General features: G+C 66.7%; 16 protein-coding genes. 13 read left to right on the forward strand and 3 right to left on the reverse strand.

Annotated elements, in window-relative coordinates:
- Positions 1 to 223: 223 nt before the first annotated feature.
- From QP457_RS05560 to QP457_RS05585, 6 genes are all read left to right on the forward strand, one after another.
- Positions 224 to 2,416 carry a Six-hairpin glycosidase-like protein gene (locus QP457_RS05560; protein ID WP_205405014.1) on the forward strand — a complete coding sequence of 731 codons (2,193 nt, stop codon included), beginning with the start codon at positions 224 to 226 and terminating at the stop codon, positions 2,414 to 2,416.
- Entirely contained in the window at positions 2,413 to 3,900 is a 1,488-nt protein-coding gene (locus QP457_RS05565) for an MFS transporter (protein ID WP_205405013.1), read from the forward strand. The genes QP457_RS05560 and QP457_RS05565 overlap by 4 nt, the downstream gene beginning before the upstream one ends.
- Positions 3,900 to 5,639, forward strand: a complete 1,740-nt coding sequence (locus tag QP457_RS05570; RefSeq protein WP_205405012.1) for an alpha-amylase family glycosyl hydrolase — start codon at positions 3,900 to 3,902, stop codon at positions 5,637 to 5,639. The genes QP457_RS05565 and QP457_RS05570 overlap by 1 nt, the downstream gene beginning before the upstream one ends.
- 105 nt (positions 5,640 to 5,744) lie before the next feature.
- A complete protein-coding gene (locus QP457_RS05575; protein WP_205405011.1) occupies positions 5,745 to 6,131 on the forward strand; it encodes an SseB family protein in 387 nt (128 codons plus the stop codon).
- Positions 6,132 to 6,221: 90 nt separating this feature from the next.
- Complete coding sequence (locus QP457_RS05580) at positions 6,222 to 6,686, forward strand: GNAT family N-acetyltransferase (RefSeq protein ID WP_180163834.1); 465 nt, start codon at positions 6,222 to 6,224, stop codon at positions 6,684 to 6,686.
- Positions 6,683 to 6,988, forward strand: a complete 306-nt coding sequence (locus QP457_RS05585; RefSeq protein ID WP_180163836.1) for a hypothetical protein — start codon at positions 6,683 to 6,685, stop codon at positions 6,986 to 6,988. Before QP457_RS05580 ends, QP457_RS05585 begins: the two co-directional genes overlap by 4 nt.
- A 123-nt stretch (positions 6,989 to 7,111) precedes the next feature.
- On the opposite strand, the gene QP457_RS05590 is transcribed toward QP457_RS05585, so the two are convergent.
- Positions 7,112 to 10,696 (reverse strand): M1 family aminopeptidase, encoded by a 3,585-nt coding sequence (locus QP457_RS05590; RefSeq protein WP_205405010.1) that lies wholly within the window; start codon positions 10,694 to 10,696, stop codon positions 7,112 to 7,114.
- A gap of 12 nt (positions 10,697 to 10,708) precedes the next feature.
- Positions 10,709 to 11,608 carry an ABC transporter ATP-binding protein gene (locus tag QP457_RS05595; protein ID WP_099819316.1) on the reverse strand — a complete coding sequence of 300 codons (900 nt, stop codon included), beginning with the start codon at positions 11,606 to 11,608 and terminating at the stop codon, positions 10,709 to 10,711.
- A 183-nt stretch (positions 11,609 to 11,791) separates the two neighbouring features.
- Between QP457_RS05595 and QP457_RS05600 the strand changes: the two genes are divergently transcribed.
- The 3 genes from QP457_RS05600 to QP457_RS05610 all read left to right on the forward strand — a co-directional run bounded on the left by QP457_RS05600 (position 11,792) and on the right by QP457_RS05610 (position 16,100).
- The gene (locus tag QP457_RS05600) at positions 11,792 to 12,478 is read left to right on the forward strand and encodes a hypothetical protein (protein ID WP_205405009.1); all 687 of its coding nucleotides are present in this window, start codon (positions 11,792 to 11,794) and stop codon (positions 12,476 to 12,478) included.
- An 81-nt stretch (positions 12,479 to 12,559) separates the two neighbouring features.
- A complete protein-coding gene (locus QP457_RS05605) occupies positions 12,560 to 14,056 on the forward strand; it encodes an ATPase domain-containing protein (protein ID WP_180163844.1) in 1,497 nt (498 codons plus the stop codon).
- Positions 14,046 to 16,100, forward strand: a complete 2,055-nt coding sequence (locus QP457_RS05610; RefSeq protein WP_205405008.1) for a PAS domain-containing sensor histidine kinase — start codon at positions 14,046 to 14,048, stop codon at positions 16,098 to 16,100. The genes QP457_RS05605 and QP457_RS05610 overlap by 11 nt, the downstream gene beginning before the upstream one ends.
- A gap of 94 nt (positions 16,101 to 16,194) precedes the next feature.
- On the opposite strand, the gene QP457_RS05615 is transcribed toward QP457_RS05610, so the two are convergent.
- The gene (locus tag QP457_RS05615; RefSeq protein ID WP_180163848.1) at positions 16,195 to 17,226 is read right to left on the reverse strand and encodes a LacI family DNA-binding transcriptional regulator; all 1,032 of its coding nucleotides are present in this window, start codon (positions 17,224 to 17,226) and stop codon (positions 16,195 to 16,197) included.
- A 113-nt stretch (positions 17,227 to 17,339) separates the two neighbouring features.
- Here QP457_RS05615 and QP457_RS05620 point away from each other — a divergent pair, with 113 nt between their 5' ends.
- The 4 genes from QP457_RS05620 (at position 17,340) to QP457_RS05635 (ending at position 19,457) form a co-directional block, all read left to right on the forward strand.
- Positions 17,340 to 17,732: a hypothetical protein gene (locus QP457_RS05620; protein ID WP_180163850.1), complete on the forward strand. Its 393-nt coding sequence runs from the start codon at positions 17,340 to 17,342 to the stop codon at positions 17,730 to 17,732.
- Positions 17,733 to 17,927: 195 nt separating this feature from the next.
- Complete coding sequence (locus tag QP457_RS05625; RefSeq protein WP_205405007.1) at positions 17,928 to 18,506, forward strand: single-stranded DNA-binding protein; 579 nt, start codon at positions 17,928 to 17,930, stop codon at positions 18,504 to 18,506.
- 78 nt (positions 18,507 to 18,584) lie between these two features.
- A complete protein-coding gene (locus QP457_RS05630) occupies positions 18,585 to 19,133 on the forward strand; it encodes a hypothetical protein (protein ID WP_205405006.1) in 549 nt (182 codons plus the stop codon).
- A gap of 75 nt (positions 19,134 to 19,208) precedes the next feature.
- Positions 19,209 to 19,457 (forward strand): hypothetical protein, encoded by a 249-nt coding sequence (locus tag QP457_RS05635; protein WP_205405005.1) that lies wholly within the window; start codon positions 19,209 to 19,211, stop codon positions 19,455 to 19,457.
- The last annotated feature ends 110 nt before the right edge of the window (positions 19,458 to 19,567 follow it).

Below are 19,567 nucleotides of genomic sequence, written 5' to 3' on the forward strand. Positions count from 1 at the left end.
GCGCCGTTGACAGACCCGGACCATAAGCCAGCGCGGCAGGCGCGCCGGTACTGCGCGCCATGAATACGTATGCAGCTGGACGCAGCCGACAGCCCCGCGTCTACCATGGGGCCAGGGCACCTTGAGGGAGGTGCCGCGCCCGCACGCCGGCAACGGCAGTGCGGACCCACAACGGTGCAGAGAGGGAGGGAGGTCGACGGGCGCAAGCCGGTCTGCCGCTTCGATGCTGAAGATCATTTGCCTGACCGCTGCCCTGGGGGCAGCGCTGGGGACGACCGCGCACGCGGCCGACCTGACATTCGACGGCCGCCAGGCGCGCGCCGAAGCCGCTGCCAAGGGCAGCTTCATCCTGCATGCGCCCAAGCGCGAGGTGCGCATCGCCGCCGCGCCCATGCGCAGCCAGACCGGCAGCGTGATGTTCGACGCACTGTTCGCATTGGCCCAGCAGGAAATGGACCAGGACCGGGTGGACGCCATCCGCGATCCGGCCTTCGATGAAGGCCGCCCGGTACCGTGCGAGTGCTTCCAGACCGGCGCGCGCTGGCCGTACGTGTGGACGCGCGACGTCAGCTTTGCTGCCGACCTGGCGCTGGCCAAGCTGGACCCGAAGCGCACCCGGCAGTCGCTGCAGTTCAAGTTGTCGGCGGCGCGCGACGGGCATACGCCTGGCCTGTTCGTGGCCCAGGATACCGGCTCCGGCGGCAGCTGGCCGATCAGCAGCGACCGCGTGGTGTGGTTCCTGGCCGCACGCCACCTGCTCGATGACCCTGCGTTTGCCGAGCAGGTATGGCAGGCGCTGCAGGGCACGCTGGCGCAGGATCGAGCGATGGTGTTCGACGCGCAGATGGGCCTGTACCGCGGCGAGACCTCGTTCCTTGACTGGCGCGAGCAGACCTATCCGGACTGGACACGCGAGGACGTGCGCTTCATCGGCGACTCCTATGCACTGTCCACCAACGTGCTGCATTACCAGGCGCTGCGCCTGGCGCAGCAGATGGCCGCGCAGCTGGGCGACGAACGCAGCGAACAGTACAAGGCCTGGGCCGACGCACTGGCGGTGCAGATCGACGCACGGTTCTGGCGTGAAGACATGGGCCAGTACATGAGCTACATCGGCGAAGCGGCGCACCCGGTGCCGTACGCCAAGATCGATCTGCTTGGCCTGTCGCTGGGCATCCTTGCCGACGTGCTGCCTGCTGAGCGCGCGCGCCGTGCGCTGGCGGGCTATCCGATGGGTGCTGCCGGCAGCCCGGTGGTTTGGCCGCAGGAAGCGCAGCAGCCGATCTACCACAACCGCGCGATCTGGCCGTTCGTCAGCGCCTACTCGCTGCGCGCGGCGCGCAAGGTGGACGACGCGCCACGCATCGCCGCGGAGATCCGCTCGTTGATGCAAGGGGCGGCGTTGGCCGGTTCCAACATGGAGAACTACGAGCTGGTCACCCAGGCCGTGCACGTGGACGAAGGCGCCTTGAGCGGCCCGGTGGTCAATTCCGAGCGCCAGTTGTGGTCGGTGGCCGGCTATCTGTCGATGGTGACCGAGGGTGTGTTCGGCGTGCAGGACGACGGTCGCGTGCAGCCCAAGCTGCCGGCCGAGCTGGTGCCGGAGCTGTTCGGGAAGCAGAAGCGGATCAGCCTGGAGTCGGGCGGCAAGCGCTATGTGCTGGAGCGCCCGAAGCAGGTGGGTGCTGGCTTGCTGGTCGCGGGAAAGACGCGCACGCGTGGTGCCACGACGACCGTGCAGCTGGTCGCCGCGCCGGCAGCGGCGAGCCATGAGGTGCCGCGTGCCGATGCCAATGCACGTGCGCCGGCCACGCCGCTGGCGCCGCAGGCAAAGCGCAACGGCAAGGGCTGGACCGTCGCAGTCGCCGCCGGACAGGTGCTGTGGCAGGACGGTGTCGCGGCCTCTGCCAGCAAGGGCCAGGTGCGCGTCGGTGATGACGGACTGCAGCACTGCCTGAGCCTGACCCGTCGCGAAGGTTCGCTGGAATCACTGCACAGTCCGATGGTCTGCGTCGGCCCGCAGCAGGTGCTGCGTGGCAGCCGGCAGTGGCAGTTCAACGCCGCCAAGGCGGGCCACGTGCGCTTGCGCCTGCAGTACAGCAACCCGAACGGCCCGATCAACACCGGTGTGACCGCGGCGGTGAAACAGCTGGCCGTGCAGTGCAAGGGCCAGCCGCCGCAGCGGCACACGGTGGCTCTGCCGCACAGCGTGGCGGCGCAGGATTCGACCGCTGCAACCTTCGCGGTGCCCAAGGGGCGCTGCACGGTGACCCTGGAAGAGGGCTTCAACATGAGCGCGCTGCAGCACTTCGCGCACTACACCGGCGGCAAGGGCGGGCGTGATGGCGTGCTCAACCAGGCCCAGGTACAGGCGCTGAAGATGGCGCCGGTGGCGGCAACAGAGGACGCACGATGAGTCGTCCTGCAAAGCCGCAGTTGTCGTTCTGGCAGATCTGGAACATGTGCTTCGGCTTCCTTGGCATCCAGTTCGGTTTTGCCCTGCAGAACGCCAACGCCAGCCGCATCTTCGAAACGCTGGGTGCGGACATGGAGGCGGTGCCGGGACTGTGGATCGCCGCGCCGCTGACCGGCCTGCTGGTGCAGCCGGTGATCGGCTACCTGTCCGATCGCACCTGGACGCGCTGGGGACGGCGCCGCCCGTTCTTCATGATCGGCGCGGTGCTGACCACGCTGGCGCTGCTGGTGATGCCGAACTCGCCGACGCTGTGGATCGCGGCCGGCACACTGTGGGTGCTGGACGCCTCGATCAACGTATCGATGGAGCCGTTCCGCGCCTTCGTCGGCGATCAGCTGGCACCGCGGCAGCGCCCGGCCGGCTATGCGATGCAGAGCTTCTTCATCGGTGTCGGCGCGATCGTTGCCAGCTTCCTGCCCTTCATCCTGGCCCACTTCGGCGTTGCCAACACGGCAGCGGCGGGCGAGTTGCCCGATACCGTGCGCTATGCGTTCTACTTCGGCGCGGTGGTGCTGCTGGCGGCGATCACCTGGACGGTGGTCAGCACACGTGAGTATTCGCCCGACGAGCTGGCCAGCTTCGATGACGCCGAACCCCCGGCGCACCACGCCGGCACTGCGGTCACCGGCCCTGCGCCGTGGGCGCAGGTTGCGCTGTGGCTGGGGCTCGGCGTGCTGCTGGCGGCGCTGATCGCGTGGCGCCAGGGCGACAAGATGCTGTACGTGCTGGCCGGCCTGTGCGCGGGCTATGGCGCACTGCTGGCGGCGGCGCGGGTACTGCCGGGCACGCACATGCTGGCCGCCATCGTCGGTGACCTGCGCGCGATGCCGATCACCATGCGCCGCCTGGCCTGGGTGCAGTTCTTCTCGTGGTTCGCCCTGTTCGCGATGTGGATCTTCACCACGCGCGCGGTGGCCGGCATGCACTTCGGTTCCACCGATGTCGAATCGGCGGCCTACAACGAAGGCGCCAACTGGGTGGGCGTGCTGTTTGGTGCCTACAACGGCTTCGCTGCACTGGCCGCGCTGATGATCCCGCCGATGGTGCGGGCGATCGGCCTGCGCTGGAGCCATCTGGTCAACCTGTGGCTGGGCGGGGCAGGGCTGATCTCGATGATGTTCATCGACGATCCGCAGTGGCTGCTGCTGTCGATGGTCGGCGTGGGTTTTGCCTGGGCCTCGATCCTGTCGTTGCCCTATGCGCTGCTGTCGGACAGCGTGCCGGCGGCGAAGATGGGCGTGTACATGGGCATCTTCAATTTCTTCATCGTGATCCCGCAGCTGGTCGCGGCCAGCGCGCTCGGTTTCGCCCTGCGCGCATGGCTGGGGGGCCAGCCGATGCATGTACTGGTGCTGGGTGGCTGCAGTCTGTTGATTGCGGGCCTGTGCGTGTTGCGGGTTCCGTCCCGTCCGGAGGTGGTGTGATGCGTGGTGCCCTGTCTGTTGCTGTATCCCTTGTGCTGTTCGCTGGCCATGCTGCGGCTGCGCCACGCCCGGCCTATGTCGGCACCACCGAACCGTTCGCAAGCGACGCGGTGTATTTCGTGGTCACCGACCGCTTCGTCAACGGTGATCCGTCCAACGACCATCGCGACCAGGGCGGCAAGCACCGTACGTTCGATATCCCGGTGCCGTGCCCGGACAAGGTGGACGGCAACATCGGCTATCTCGGTGGCGATTTCCGCGGCGTGCTCGACAATGCGGATTACATCCGCAACCTCGGTTTCGGTGCGGTATGGATCACGCCCATCGTCGACAACCCGGATGAAGCGTTCACCGGCAGCAAGCCGATCAGCTGCACCAGCACGCTGACCGACCGCGGCAAGACCGGCTACCACGGTTACTGGGGCATCAACTTCTACAAACTCGATGAACACCTGCCGAGCAGGGACCTGGACTTTGCCGGGTTGACCAAGGGCCTGCACGGCGCCGGCCTGAAGGTGGTGCTGGACATTGTCGGCAATCACGGGTCGCCGGCCTGGACCATGCCGAAGCGGCAGCCGCAGTTCGGCCAGATCTTCGACAAAAACGGCGCGCTGATCGCCGACCACCAGAACCTGCCGCCGCAGAAGCTGGACCCGAAGCACAATCCGCTGCACGCGTTCTACAACAACATCGGTCCGGTCGACAGCAAGGACGGCTCGATCTTCGACGGCAACCTGGCCGAGCTGAGCGACTTCAACCAGGACAACCCGGCAGTGATGGATTACCTGGTGGGGGCCTACCTGCAGTGGACCGCGCAGGGCGTGGATGCGCTGCGCATCGACACCATCGGCTGGCTGCCGCATCCGTGGTGGCACGCGTTCGTCAACCGCATCCGCGCGCAGCACCCGGGCATGTTCATGTTCGGCGAAGCGTTCGACTACAACGCGGCCAGCATCGCCGAACACACCTGGCCTGCCAACGCCAATGTCAGCGTGCTCGACTTCCCGCTGCGCGGCGCGCTGGAACAGACCTTCGGCACCGCCGGCAAGGGGTTTGAAACCCTGTCCGAGCCACTGCACCTGACCGGTGGCCCGTACGCCAACCCGTACGAGCTGATGAGCTTCTACGACAACCATGACATGCCGCGCCTGCAGGCCAGCGACAACGGCTTCATCGACGCGCACAACTGGCTGTTCACCGCACGTGGCATTCCGGTGGTCTATTACGGTTCGGAAACCGGCTTCATGCGCGGCCGTGCGGAACATGCCGGCAACCGCGCCTACTTCGGCCAGCCGCGGGTGGACGCCGCCCCGCAGAGCCCGATCTTCGCGCCGCTGCGGCGCATCGCCAAGCTGCGTGAGGCCACGCCGGCACTGCAGCGCGGCCTGCAGGTGAACGAACGTCTGCAGGGCGATGAAGCGGTGTTCTTCCGCGTGCTGCAGCACGGCGACGTGGCGCAGACTGCGCTGGTGCTGTTGAACAAGGGTGATGCCGCGAAGACCTTCAACGTGGACCGCTACCTGCAGGCCGGCACCTGGCGGGACGCGCTGGACGGCGGCGAGGTGAAAGTGACGGGGGCGCTGAAGGCTGACGTGCCAGCGCACGGGGTGAAGGTGTTCGTACTGGATGCGGCCGTGAAGCAGCCGGCGTTGCAGGCCGAGCTGGACAAGGCCGTGGCCGACCAGCAGGCGCGCGACCAGCGTCTGGGGCGCTGGGAGACCCGGGCCGGGCGGCTGTAGAGCCGAGCCTGCGCTCGGCTGCGCTTCCCCGGACTGCAGACGGTGGCAGCCGAGCGTGGGCTCGGCTCTACAATGGGCACCCCTGATTGCCGCGCCCGCACCGCCATGACCGACCTTGCCCCGCAGACCCCGATCGAAACCCTGCTCATGGCCGCGATGGACGGGACAGTGCCGATCCGCGCGTTCATGGAGGCCTTCGTCGCCTCCGAGGTGGTGCTGCTGACCGGCAGCCTGGTCACCCCCGATGGCAGCGGCTTTGATCCGCTGCTGTTCGACAAGCAGGGCACCCTGCACGTAGCCGTGTTCACCGATCCGGCGCGGGTGGGCATCTACAGCCAGCAGGCCGAGCATCAGGTCCGCTGGCTGATGCTCGACGTCTTGCGTCGCGTGCCGGGCGGTTACGGTGTGGTGATCAATCCGGGTACCACGCTGGGCTTTGAGATCTCGCCCAGCGGCGTCGGCGAGATCCTGAAGGATTTCGCGCAGGGCTGACCGTTCTGTAGCGCCGGGCCGTCGCTCGTCTGCTTCCAATTGGCGGCCGTACGTGATCCTCTTGCACAACATAGGGATCGAGGCCTCGCCATGGAATTCAGGGTGCTACCCGCTGACGCGCCGGAAAGGCTGCAGCTGGCACAGTGGTACAACGCGCAATGGGGCCGGGACGCCGGCGTGTCGCTGGAGCAGGAACTGCAGCGGCTCAACCAGCCGCAGGATGCGGAAGGCTTTCCGCACCTGATCACAGCATTCGATGGCGGCCAGGTGGCAGGCGCGGTGCAGCTCAAGCGCCGGGAGATGCAGGTATTCCCGCAGTACGAGCATTGGCTGGGCAGTGTGTTCGTGGCCGACAGTCATCGTGGCCGCGGGCTGGCCAGCGGATTGGTCGAACAGGCTGCGGCGCAGGCGGTACGGATGGGCGTCTCGCATCTGTACCTGCAGACCGAAGCCCTGGATGGCGGCCTCTACGCGCGGATGGGCTGGACGCCCCTGCAGGAAGCCGACAGTCACGGCTATCGCGTACTGGTGATGGTACGGGAGCTGGGCGCATGACCGCCGCTTCGGTACACCATTCCCGCCTGGCGCTGGTCTTCCTGATCGGCGCCATCGTCGCGGCACTCATCGCCATGCCGCTGTTGCGTGCAGTCGGTTTCGTGCAGTGGCCGGTGTTCGTCATCGCCTGGCTGATCAACCTCGGGGCGGCCTGGCATCTGGGGCAATGGGCGCGGCAACAGGGCCGTTCACCCTGGGCGTTCGGGTTGCCGGCAGCGCTCGGTACCGTGGCATCGATCGTGATCTACGTGCTGCTGGCGGTGCTGGGGCCGAAGGCCGGTTCGCAGAGCCCCGCAGCGTAGCCGAGGGCGTCAACGGGGCAGCACGGCATCCACGCATGGCGTGGATGCGTTCCAGTAGATCCACGCCATGCGTGGATGCTTCCGCAAACGATGCCGGCCCACGGGCCGGCATCGTCGCTCACATTACATCGTCACCTTGCGCCGGTTGTCCTCGCTCACCCGGTCGATCAGCTTGTTGTACGGATCGAAGCCCGCCTCATCCGGCCTGGCATCCACCGTCACCGTGATCTTCGGCTCGCCCGTGGTGATGTGATGGCGCTGCAGGTACAGCACCTTCTGGTCATGTTCCTTGCCTGACGGACCATTGGCGAACACACCGATCTCGACCCAGTCATCCATCGTGCCGGCGGTCTCCTTGCCCCTGCCATCGGCGTACTGCTTGCTGGCATGCAAGTCCAGGGTCACGTCGTAGCGTCCGTCGGCACGCTTGCGCGCGCTGGCGGCCAACACCCGGTTGTCGTAGAAGCTCATCTTCTCGAACAGGTCGGTGACCAGCTGCTGGCGGTCGGCGGGCGTTTCGGCGCGGAGGTAGGACAGCAGCTCCCGTGACGTAGTGTACGGCGGCTGCTGGTAGCCCTTGTCCTGCAGGAAACGCTTCAGGGCGCGGTTCAACGCCTCCTCGCCGATTTCCTCACGCAGCCGGTAGAACACCAGCGAGCCCTTCTGGTAGTGGATGTATTGCTGGTTCTCCACACGTTCCAACGGCAGCTCCTCGATGGCCTCACCGCCGCGCCCGGACAGGTAGCCATCCAGCTCGCGCTTGAGGAACTGGCGCATGTGCTGGCGACCGTACTCCTGCTCCATCACCATCAGTGCCGAATACTGCGACAGCGACTCGGACAACACGGTTGCACCTTGCACGTTGGCGCCGATCACTTGGTGCGCCCACCACTGGTGCGCGACTTCGTGGGCGGTCACGTAGAACACATAGTCCACCTTGTCCGGGTCGCGCAGGTCGGCGATGAAGCCGATCGACTCCGAATAGGGAATGGTGTTGGCGAAGGACTGGGCGAAGCGCTGGTAGCCCGGGAACTCGATGATGCGTACCTGGCGATGCTGGTACGGGGTGAAGTTGGCTTCGTAGTAGGCCAGCGACTTCTGCACCGCGTCGATCATGCGGTCCACGTTGTAGCCATGGGCGGGATCGAAATACACCTCGATCGGGATGTCCTTGTACCTCGCCCGGCGAACCTCCCAGCGTGCCGACAGGTAGGCGTAGAAGTTCAGCATCGGCCGGTCCATCGCATAGCTGAAGCAGCGCCGCCCGTTCACCGTGGTCTCGTGCTGCAGGTAGCCCGGCGCCAGTGCCACCTGGTCCGGTGCCGTGCAGATGGTGCTGCGGAAGTCGAGCCAGTCGGCGTCGTTGGTGACGTAGTTGTTCGCGCGTGCGGCTTCGTCTTCCAGCTTGGGCATGCGCCGTGGCTCGCCGAGGTCACGCTTGCGCCGCTCGTTGCGGTCGCTGATCTCAACGCCTTCGTTGTAGCCGAAGGACGGCAGTACGCGGCTGTTGAAGAAGCTGCCGTTGTCGACGATGTTGCTCGGCGCCTGATCCGCGGTGATGCCATGGGGCTGCTGCACCACACGGAAATGGATGCGGCGCTCTTCGCCCGGCTGCAACGGCGTGGCCAGGCGATAGATGCGGTAGCCAAGGTCGGCGTCGTGCATCGACAGCGTCTGTCCACCGAGGTCGACGGCCACCAGCTGTTTGTCGTCGGCCGTGGCCACGTGCACCTCCTGGATGGGCGCGGCGTGGGTATTGCGGATCGTCCAGTTGGCGTCGATCACCATCGACTGGGTTTCGGGATGCAGGTCCACCCGGTTGTCCACGGCGATGATGCGCGGCTGCGGCAGGTTGCGGTATTTCGACAGTTCGCGTTCGTAACGGGCCTGCAGGTCCAGCTGCTGGTCCGGTGAAAGGAAGTCGTTGCGGATGTTGGTGCTCCAGTACAGCCAGCTGCCTACCGCGATGAACGCGACGGCGGACAGCGCTGCCATCGCGCCGGTCGGGCCACGCAGGCGTCGCCCGGCCAGGGCAAGCCGCTGGCGCAGGCCCTGGCTGACGCCACGTACCCAGAATGCTGATGCCAGGCACATCAGTGCCAGCAGGAACAGCGCCCAGTAGCCCTGGAAGGCCAACTGTCCGGTCAGGAAATGGCCGTAGCCGTTCATGTCCGAATAGGGGGCAATCGGCCAGCTGCCGAAGTTGTAGATGTTCTGGGTGTAGTCGAGCATGCCCAGCACGCCTTGGCCGATCATCACCACGATCAGCAGCGCGTAGCCGAAGAACTTGTTGTTGGTCAGCACCTGCAGCACCAGCGCCAGACCGCCCATCAGCACGTACACGACCGAATCCAGCGCAAGGCTGCGCAGGTACAGCAGCGGTTCGAGATGGGTGTAGCCCTTGACCAGCTGCACGGCCATGGCTGCCAGCGCGCCGGCCGCCTGGAAGCAGGCGATCACCGCCAGCAGTGCGACGAACTTGGCCAGCAACGGCACCCAGTTGGGTACCGGCATCGCATCGTTCACCTCGTTGATGCGTGCGCCACGCTCCTTCCACACCAGCTCACCAGCGAAGAACAGCACGATGATGATCAGCAGCCAGCTGAAGGCGCCCTGCAGGGCCATGATCATCTGCGAGGTGACCGGCCAGATGGAGGTGCCGTACAGCGTCTGCCGGAACAGCGCGGACGGCAGGAAATTGGCCAGGCCTAACACCAGCAGCACGATGAAGGGCACGCTGCGCAGCACGCCGCGTGTATCGAAGCGCACCTGGCGCAGGAACTGCCGCCACGCGGTGCCTGTACTGAACACCGGCGTCACCCGCGGCAGCGCGGTCGTTGCCGGTCGCAGCGGCGCGGGATCGGCCGATGCCGCCGCCTGGCCGCGGCCCCAGCGCCGGCGGCCGCTGCCGCTGCGCTCGGTACGGAACAGGGCGAAGGTGGCTGCGAACAGCGCGGCGGCCACGGTCAGCCACAGCACCCGGTTGGCCAGCAGGTAGCCGGCCAGTTCCGGAATGCCGCTGTTGCGCTCTTCTGTGGACCAGTAGCGGATGGTGCGCGACAGCGCACGCATGCCCAATGGCTCGGTCAGCACCGCGATCCAGGTGTTGTCGATGTCGCGCAGCAGGGCGGCGCTGACGCCGTACAGCACGAAGTAACCGACCACGCCGATGTACACCCACAGGATCGAACGGGTGGTCACCGCCAGCAGCGACAGCAGTGCCGTGGTGAACAGCAGGTTGGGAATGACCACAACAGCGAAGGTCCAGGCATAGCCGGCCCAGTTGGTGGGCCCCAGGCGCTCGGCATCGACCCAGGGCATGAACTGCGCCACCAGTATGCCAACGGCGATCAGCACGTATACCAGCAGGCCCGACACCAGCGCCGCGCCGATGCGCCCGGCCAGATAGTGGCGGCGTTTGATCGGGCTGGCGAAGATCAGTTCGGCCGTGCCCAGTTCGAAGTCACGCAGCAGCGCATTGCTGACAAACAGGGTGGACACCAGCATGCCGAGCAGGGTGAATATGCCCAGCATCGAGGCGACGACGGTGGGGGCATTGCTGTGCACGTTGCCGCTGCCGCCCCCGATCTGCACCGCATCGCTGGACGCGGCGCCGAAGGCGAGCAGAGCGAACAGTGCGGCAAACAGCCACAGCAGCGGGGAACGCAGCTGCTCGCGCAGCTCGAACCGGAAGAAGTCGAGGGTCATGGTGTACTCCGATCAAGCTGCACGGGCACGCGCCTGCAGGCGCAGGCGCTGGAAATACACGTCCTCGAGATCGGGTGCGACCGGCGCGAAGCCATCGCCCGGGTCGCTGGCGCTGTGCACGTGGATCACCGGACGGCCCCCCACCAGGCGCGAGGACAGCACCGTGTAGCGCGCCTCATGGTCGGCCAGTTCGGAGGGGTCCACCTGCTTGCGCCAGACCTGCTGCTGCAACGCTTCGATCGCATCGGTGGGGCGGCCGGTCAGCAGCACCTGACCCTTGTTCATGATCGCCATGGTCGGGCACAGGTCGGTCACGTCCTCGACGATGTGGGTGGACAGGATCACCGCCACGTTCTCGCCGATGGCCGCCAGCAGGTTGAGGAAGCGGTTGCGCTCTTCCGGGTCGAGCCCGGCGGTGGGCTCGTCGACGATCACCAGGCGCGGGTCGCCCAGCAGCGCCTGGGCGATGCCGAAGCGCTGGCGCATGCCGCCGGAGTAGGTGCCCAGCTTGCGCTTGCGTGCATCCCACAGGTTCACCTGCTGCAGCAGGCCGTCAACCACTTCGCGGCGCTGGCCACGCTGGGTCAGGCCCTTCAGCACGGCGAAGTGTTCCAGCAGGTCCAGCGCGCTGACTTTCGGGTATACCCCGAAGTCCTGCGGCAGGTAGCCCAGGCGACGGCGCACGGCGTCCTTGTCGCGCAGCACGTCGATCGGTGATTCACCGGGAATGCTCAGGGTGGCACTGCCGCTGTCGGCCTCCTGCAGGGTGGCCAGGGTGCGCATCAGCGAGGATTTCCCCGCGCCGTTGGGCCCCAGCAGGCCGAACATGCCGCGGGGAATATCCAGGGTGACCCCGTTCAACGCGTGCACGCCGTTGGCGTACGTCTTGGACAGCGAATCGATCTTCAGCATGCGACGTACACCTTTCCGTGTGTTGATCTGCTGTTTATCGCGCTGAACGGGGGCGACGTCATGCCCCTTTGGTCATGGTGCCGCCAGTCGTGGCCCGTCAGCGCAGCGCAGGGGGCTGGCTATACTCGTTCAGCCCAACGCGGAAAAGGACATCCGGTGCGCATCGCATTCTGGTTCAACTGGTTGCTGTTGATCTCGCTCAGTATCGGGTTGGTGCTGTCGCTGGCCGATTTCCGTACTGCCACGCACTACGCATCCGCACCGCTGTTGCTGGAACCAGGCACGCAGCTGGTGCTGGAGACCGAGCGGCTGTTGCCTGGTCGGCCGCAGCTGTCGTTGACGTTCCAGCGGCCGCCGCGCAGGTACGACCAGCCAGATCCCGTGCTCGGTGACTGGCAGAACAGCGAGCACGCTGGTTTTCTGCGCTTCCGCACGCCCGGCGAGCCGATCAGGCTGAAGGTCGAGCATGACGGGCGGCACGCGCTCTATCGGGCGATGCCGGTCAGTTCGCATGGCTCGGGCGAGGTGACACGCGAGTTCACGCCGGACGAACCCGGGTTACCGCCCAGCGATTTCCGGTGGCCGCCACGGGCCCCGCCACTTACGCTGGGTGCCGGCGCCCTGCACCTGAAGATCACCGTTGTGGAGGTCGGGCCTGGCCTGCGCGGAGAAACCGCGACACTGGGCCTGGCGCCTGGCCTGCAGATGAAAGTGGCCGACGCCGACTACGGTTGGCTGCCGCTGCTGTTCTTCTTCAAGCAGGGGCTGCAGCTGCTGCTGGCGCTGTACGCGGTGCTGATGCTGGCGTGGAGCTGGCGCATAGGCCGCCTCCGGTGGCGGCGCAGGACGGGCGCCGTGAAATCTTCCTGAATGCGTTGGCATCGGTGCGCTGGATCACACAATGCGTCGACAGCGGCGCCGATACGCTCTGCCCCTCATACAGCGAAGTCAATGCGAGCGCGCATGCGGATCACAACCGGAATCGAAGGGCTGGACAGCATCATTGGCGGCGGGCTGCCGCAGGCGCGGCTGTACCTGCTCGAAGGGCCACCGGGCTCCGGCAAGACCACGCTGTCCCTGCAGTTCCTGCTGGAAGGCCTGCGACGCGGCGAGCGCTGCCTGTACATCACGCTCTCGGAAACGGCCGAGGAGCTGCGCGAAGTGGCGTTGGCCCACGGTTGGTCGCTGGACGGCCTGCACTTGTTCGAGCTGGGTACGGCCGAAGGGGCGATGGGCAACGGCCGCCTGCAGTCGGTGCTGCACTCCTGGGAAATGGAGCTGGACGAGACGGTCAACCTGATCATGTCCAAGGTGGACAGCATCGGGCCGACGCGCGTCGTGTTCGATTCGTTGTCGGAACTGCGCCTGCTGGCACAGGATTCGCTGCGCTATCGCCGGCAGATCCTCGCACTCAAGCAGTTCTTCGCGCCCAAAAGCGCGACGGTGTTCCTGGTGGACGACCTGACGTCCACCGGCGATGAGCGCGATGGCCAGCTGCACAGCCTGTGCCACGGCGTGCTGTCGTTGGAACGCCTGACCCTGGACTTCGGCCCTGCGCGGCGGCGGATGCAGGTGCAGAAGCTGCGGGGCGTCGATTTCGTTGCCGGCTACCACGACATGGTGATCCGTCGTGGCGGCGTGCAGATTTTCCCGCGCCTGATCGCCTCCGAGCATCACGGCCGGTTCGTCGGAACGCCCATCAGCAGCGGAGTGGACGAGATCGATCGGTTGTTGGGCGGTGGACCGCTGCGCGGTACCTCCACGCTGCTGACCGGTCCGGCCGGCAGCGGCAAGACCAACGTGGCACTGCAATACGTGTGGGCCGCCTGCGAGCGCGGTGAGCGCAGCTGCATCTTCGAATTCGACGAGCGGGTCGGCACGCTGCTGGCACGCGCCTCCGCGCTGGATATTGACCTGGACAAGCACCTGCGTTCGGGCCTGCTGGAAATCCTGCAGATCGATCCCGCGGAAATATCGCCCGGCGAGTTCTCCTGGAACCTGCGCAAGGCCGTGGAAGAACGCAACTGCAGCGTGCTGGTGATCGACAGCCTCAACGGTTATGTGACCGCCATGCCGCAGGAAAAACAGCTGATGCTGCAGCTGCACGAGATGCTGTCCTACCTGAACCAGAAAGGCGTGGCGACCTTCATGATCAACCCGCAGCATGGGCTGGTTGGCACCATGTCCACCGGCAGCCTCAACGTGTCCTACATCGCGGATGCGGTGGTGCTGTTCCGCTTCTTCGAAGCCAAGGGACGCATCCGCAAGGCGATCTCGGTGATCAAGAACCGCGGCGGTGCGCACGAGGACACCATCCGCGAACTGAAGATCGACGGCCGTGGCATCACGGTCAGCGCTGCGCTGGCCGATTTCCAGGGCATCCTCACCGGTACGCCCGAATTTGTCGGCGACAGCGCAGCGCTGCTGGGCCAGTCCAATGTCCGATAGCGATGATGGCGGCACGGTTGTCCGCATCGTTGCTCCCTTCGGCCGCGATGCTGACAGCATTGCGGCGGTGCTGGCCAACGCGGGTCTGAAACCGCACATCGCACCCGGTCTGGAGGTATTGGCCAGCCAACTCGATGACCGCACCGGGCTGGTGGTGGTGACCCAGGAAGCAGTGGCGCGCGACAGCGAAGCGCTGCTGCAGGCGCTGCAGCAGCAGCCGGCCTGGTCGGACATTCCGTTCATCCTGCTGCGCTCGGCGCGTTCCTACCGGCGTTCCACCCGCGAACCGCTGCTGCCCGGCTCGATCAACGTGGTGGAGATGGACCGGCCGCTGGGCAGCATGTCGCTGCTCAGCGCAGTGCAGGGTGCGCTGCGTGCGCGTGCAAAGCAGTTCGTGGTGCGCGACCAGGTCACCGCATTGGCTGATGGCCGCGCGGCGCTGGCACGCAGCGAGTCCGAACTGCGCCTGATCGCCGACGCGATGCCGGTGCTGATCGCGTTCGTCGATCGCGCGCTGTGTTTCCGCTTCGCCAACAAGGCCTACGAAAGCTGGTTTGAACTGGCCACCGGCGACGTGATCGGCAGGCACGTGCGCGAGGTCATCGGCGAGCCGGTATGGCAGCAGCGTCGGCCGGCGATGGAAGCCGCATTGGCCGGCCGCGAGGCGGTGTTCGAAATCGTCTGGCCGCATCGCGTGTACGGGCGCCGGGACTGTGAAGTGCGTTACTCGCCGCGCCGGGATGCCGAAGGCCGCATCGACGGCTTCCATGTCTTCGTCACCGATATCACTGCCGCCAAGCTGGCCCTTGCCAGCAGCCAACAGCACGCGCACGCGCTGGAGGCGATGGTGGCCGAGCGTACCCGTGAGCTGGAAGCGCAGATGGCGGCGCGCGAGGCCAGCGACGCCGCACTGCGGCAGTCGCAGAAGATGGAAGCGATCGGCCAGCTGACCGGCGGCATCGCCCACGACTTCAACAACATGCTGACCGGCATCCTGTCCGCGCTGGACATCGTGCGCCTGCGTCTGGACATGGGCCGGGTCGACGACCTCGAACGTTTCCTCGACACCGCCACCGCCTCGGCCCAGCGTGCGGCGGCACTGACCCAGCGCCTGCTGGCGTTCTCCCGACGGCAGTCGCTGGATGCGCGGCCGGTGGAGATCAACACCCTGCTGGTTTCGGTACAGCACCTGCTGCACAGCACCCTGGGCGAAGCCGTGCGTATCCGCGCCGAGCCCTCGCCGCTGCCGTTGCACGCCACGCTGGATGCCAACCAGTTCGAAAGCGCGCTGTTGAACCTGGCCATCAACGCGCGCGATGCGATGCCGCACGGCGGTGATCTGACCCTGCGCGCATCGGCGGTCAGCGTTCGCCAAGGTCAATACACCGCCGTGCCCGCAGGCGACTACGCGATGGTGGCGGTGGCCGATACCGGTGCCGGCATGGCGCCGGAAGTGGTCGAGCGCGCCTTCGAGCCCTTCTTCACCACCAAACCCATCGGAAAGGGCACGGGCCTGGGCATGTCGATGGTGTACGGCTTCATGCAGCAGTCCGGCGGCCACATCGCGATCGAGTCCAGTCTGGGCGAGGGCACGACGGTGCTGTTGTTCATTCCGTTGTCGGAAGCCGTGGCGGAGGACGAGCCTGCACCCTCGCAGCCGATCCGGCGTGGTGCCGGCCAGTCCATCCTGGTGGTGGAGGATGACGAACAGGTACGGATGCTGGTGACGGTGGTGCTGGAAGACCTGGGGTATCACGCCCAGGTGGTGGGCGATGCGGATGCGGCCATCCCGATCCTGGCTTCGGCGCAGAACATCGACCTGCTGGTCACCGATGTCGGGCTGCCGGGGCTCAACGGCCGCCAGCTGGCGGAAATCGCGCGCCAATCGCGGCCAGCGCTGCCGATCCTGTTCATGACCGGCTATGCGGAAAAGGCACAGGAACGCGCGGCCTTCCTCGATGAAGGCATGGCGATGATCGCCAAGCCTTTCCTGCTGGATGAGTTCAGCATGGCGGTACGCACGGCCATGCCGGGCGGCGCGTAGTGGCGTAGGTCCTGCAGAGCCGAGCCCATGCTCGGCTGTCGTCGGACTAGCGTCTCACGCATGTTGCCGAGCATGGCTCGGCACTACAAAAGTGCTATGCGCGCAGCGACGACTCGCGCACCACCAGCTTCACCGGGATGCTCTGGCCTTCCACCGGCTGCCGGCCGATCAGCGCCAGCAGCTTCTCCACCAGCAGCTGGCCGGCCTGCTTGGTGTCCTGCTGCACGGTGGTCAGTGGCGGCGACACCGAGGCTGCCAGCGGGATGTCATCGAAGCCGGTCACAGCCACGTCCTGCGGCACCCGCAGGCCCTGCTCGCGCAGGGCGCGCACCGCGCCGATGGCAATCAGGTCGCTGGCTGCACAGACCGCGTCGATGGAACGGTGCTGGGCCAGCAGTGCCAGGCAGGCCTCATGACCCGATGCCTCGGTGGTGATCGCATCGTGCTGCAGCGCCGGGTCGGCGGCCAGCCCATGCGCACGCAGCGCTTCCACGTGGCCGCGATAGCGCTCCTGGAATTCCGGGTAGTGGCTGGAGGCATGGCCGAGGAACGCGATACGGCGGCAGCCCTGTTGCAGCAGGTGGGCGGTGATGTCATGCCCGCCCTGGAAGTTGTCGCTGCCGATCGACACCCCCGGCTGGCCGGGCAGGGCCGCGCCCCAGCGCACAAAGTGGGTGCCTTGTTCCACCAGCCGCTGCAGGCGGTCGCGTGACTCGTGGTAGTCGCCATAGCCGAGCAGGATGATGCCATCGGCCTTGTTGCTGTCTTCGTAATCGGCCTGCCAGTCGGTGGACAGCTGCTGGAAGGACACCAGCAGGTCCTGCCCGTGCAGCGCGCAGGCACGGGTGATCGAGCCCAGCATCGAGTGGAAGAACGGGTTGATCAGCGAGTCGTCATTGGTCGGGTCCTCGAAGAACAGCAGGGCCAGGGTGCCGGCATTGCGCAGGCGCAGGCTGGAGGCATTCTTGTCGACCTTGTAGTTCAGCTCGCGGGCGATGCGCAGGATGCGCTCGCGGGTCTCGGCGTTGACCATCGGGCTGCCGCGCAGGGCCCGCGACACCGTGGGCTGGGAGACCCCGGCCAGGTGGGCGATGTCCAGGGAGGTGGCTTTGCCTTTGATGGTCATGGGGGCCGGAAGGGGGATGATCGGGGAATGATGCCATGGGTGGGCGGCGGTGCTGCTGGCCGGCGCTTGGCCCCGGCTGCCACACTGGGTGGCATCACCGTTGGAGCTGCGCTGTGACGTATCGCCTGTACCCGGTCGCCGATGACTTCGAGGCCCGCATCCGGATCCTGCGAGCTGATGAAGGCGGTCGCCTCAGCCCGCCGAGGAACGGCATCCGCTGGGATTTCGCCTACGCCGAGCGATCAGGCGAGCTGGAGCTGTTCATGATCTGGCCCGACTTCGTGCTGCCCAGCGGCGACAGCTGGGCCTGCGATGTGTCGCTGCCGGTTGACCAGATGCTGCTGGCGAGGATGTCGGTGCTGAATGACACGCTGCGGCTACAGGTCCATCGGCCACGGATCCGGCCTGGCCTGCGCTTCCACTGCCATGAGGGGCCGAAGGTGGTCGCGGTGGGGGAGGTCACCCGCATCACCGGCCTGGATCGGGCGCGGCCTGCCGGCGCCTGAGCCGCGCCTGCCGGACCTCGATCGCGGCTGGATCCGACGCAGATCCAGCGATTTCCCGACGGGGTGGGGCTGGCAGGAATGGTAAGATGACCCGTTCCGATATCCCCCATTCTCAACCGTGGGCGGTCCAGCGTATCGGCACCCCGCTGGGTGTGCTATCACTGGAGCAGCCCCGGACAACGGAAGAACCCATCTATGGCGCGCGGCATCAACAAAGTCATCCTGGTCGGCAACCTCGGCAACGACCCGGACGTGAAGTACACCCAGGGCGGCATGGCGATCACCCGTATCAGCCTGGCCACCACCAGCGTCCGCAAGGACAAGGATGGCAACCAGCAGGAGCGTACCGAGTGGCACCGCGTGGTGTTCTTCGGCAAGCTCGGCGAGATCGCCGGCGAATACCTGCGCAAGGGCAGCTCGGTGTACGTCGAAGGCAGCCTGCGTTACGACAAGTACACCGGCCAGGACGGCGTGGAGAAGTACTCCACCGACATCATCGCCGACGAAATGCAGATGCTGGGCGGTCGCGGTGAAGGCGGCGGTGGCGGCGGTGGTGGCAACTTCGGCGGCGGCGAGCGTCCGCAGCGCCAGCAGGCCCCGCGCCAGGAGTACGGCGGTGGTGGCGGCGGCGGCAACGCGCGTGGCGGCCAGGGCGGTGGTTACAACCAGGGCGGCAACCAGGGCGGCGGCTACGGCCAGCAGCGTCCGCAGCAGCAGCCGCAACAGTCGGCGCCGCCGATGGATGATTTCGCTGACGACGATATTCCGTTCTGATTCCCGCCAGGCTCCGGCCTGCAGAACCCCGGCAAGGCCCAGCGCCCGCCGGGGTTTTTTGTTGTAGCGTGGGCGCACATGACGCCCATCCGCCTTGCCCGCGTGGCCCTGCTGCTGATTCTCGGCGGCTGCGGCGACGCCGGTAGCGGCGCTGGTCAGCGCGAAGCGCCTGCGGTCGCGCCACCGGGTCTGCCTGCGACGGTGTCGCGCACTCCGCATTTCATCATCCACAGCTCAGCGACCCCGGAACAGACCGCTGCGGTCGGCATGGCCGTGGAAGCGCTGCACCGGTCCTATGCCATGACCGTGGGGCAGCACGGCACCACCGGGCCCTTTCAGTTGGTGCTGTATCGCGATCAGGCCGACTTCAAGGCACACAACCGCAGCAGCCCATGGGCCGAGGCGTACTACCGTCGGCCCCATGCTTTTGCCTACCCGGGCGAGGGTGACGCGCCCCATCAGTGGATGCTGCATGAAGTGACCCATCAGCTGCTCGCCGAGGCCAGTGGTCTGTCGCCGCAGCGCTGGATGAACGAAGGCATGGCCTGCTACTTCGGCGCCAGCCGGCTTTCAGGCGGAGTGCTGCACGTGGGCGCGCCGGACCCGGCCAGCTATCCGGTCTGGTAGCTGGGCGAACTGCGGTTCGACAGCGCCGGGCGCCCCAGCCTTGAAAATGCGCTGCTGCCCACCCTGCGCCAACTGGTGGAGGACAGCGGGCCGCCGGTCGCCGAGCACGTGAACGGCTATTACCTGGCGTGGTGGAGCCTGGTCCACTTCCTGATGGAGGGCGATGGCCAGGCCCATCGTCGGCAAGCCCTGCTGCTTCTGCACCGTCGTGAAGATCCTGCGGCATTCCAGCAGCTGATCGGCAGCTATGCGGAATTCGAGCCGCGCTGGCATCAACACCTGCGCGCGCTGGCCCGAGCGCGGGATGCACGCGAAACGCCTTGAGCCACGCGCCTTCGTTCGCGACGCATCGGTGCGCCGCGTACCTGCATCCGCCCGGCTGCGGTAATGCCGGAATCGGCCTTGCCGTTGTGCCCCGCAGCATGGACTTTCGT

Source organism: Stenotrophomonas sp. As-7 (genome assembly GCF_030291015.1).
Classification (GTDB): domain Bacteria; phylum Pseudomonadota; class Gammaproteobacteria; order Xanthomonadales; family Xanthomonadaceae; genus Stenotrophomonas; species Stenotrophomonas lactitubi.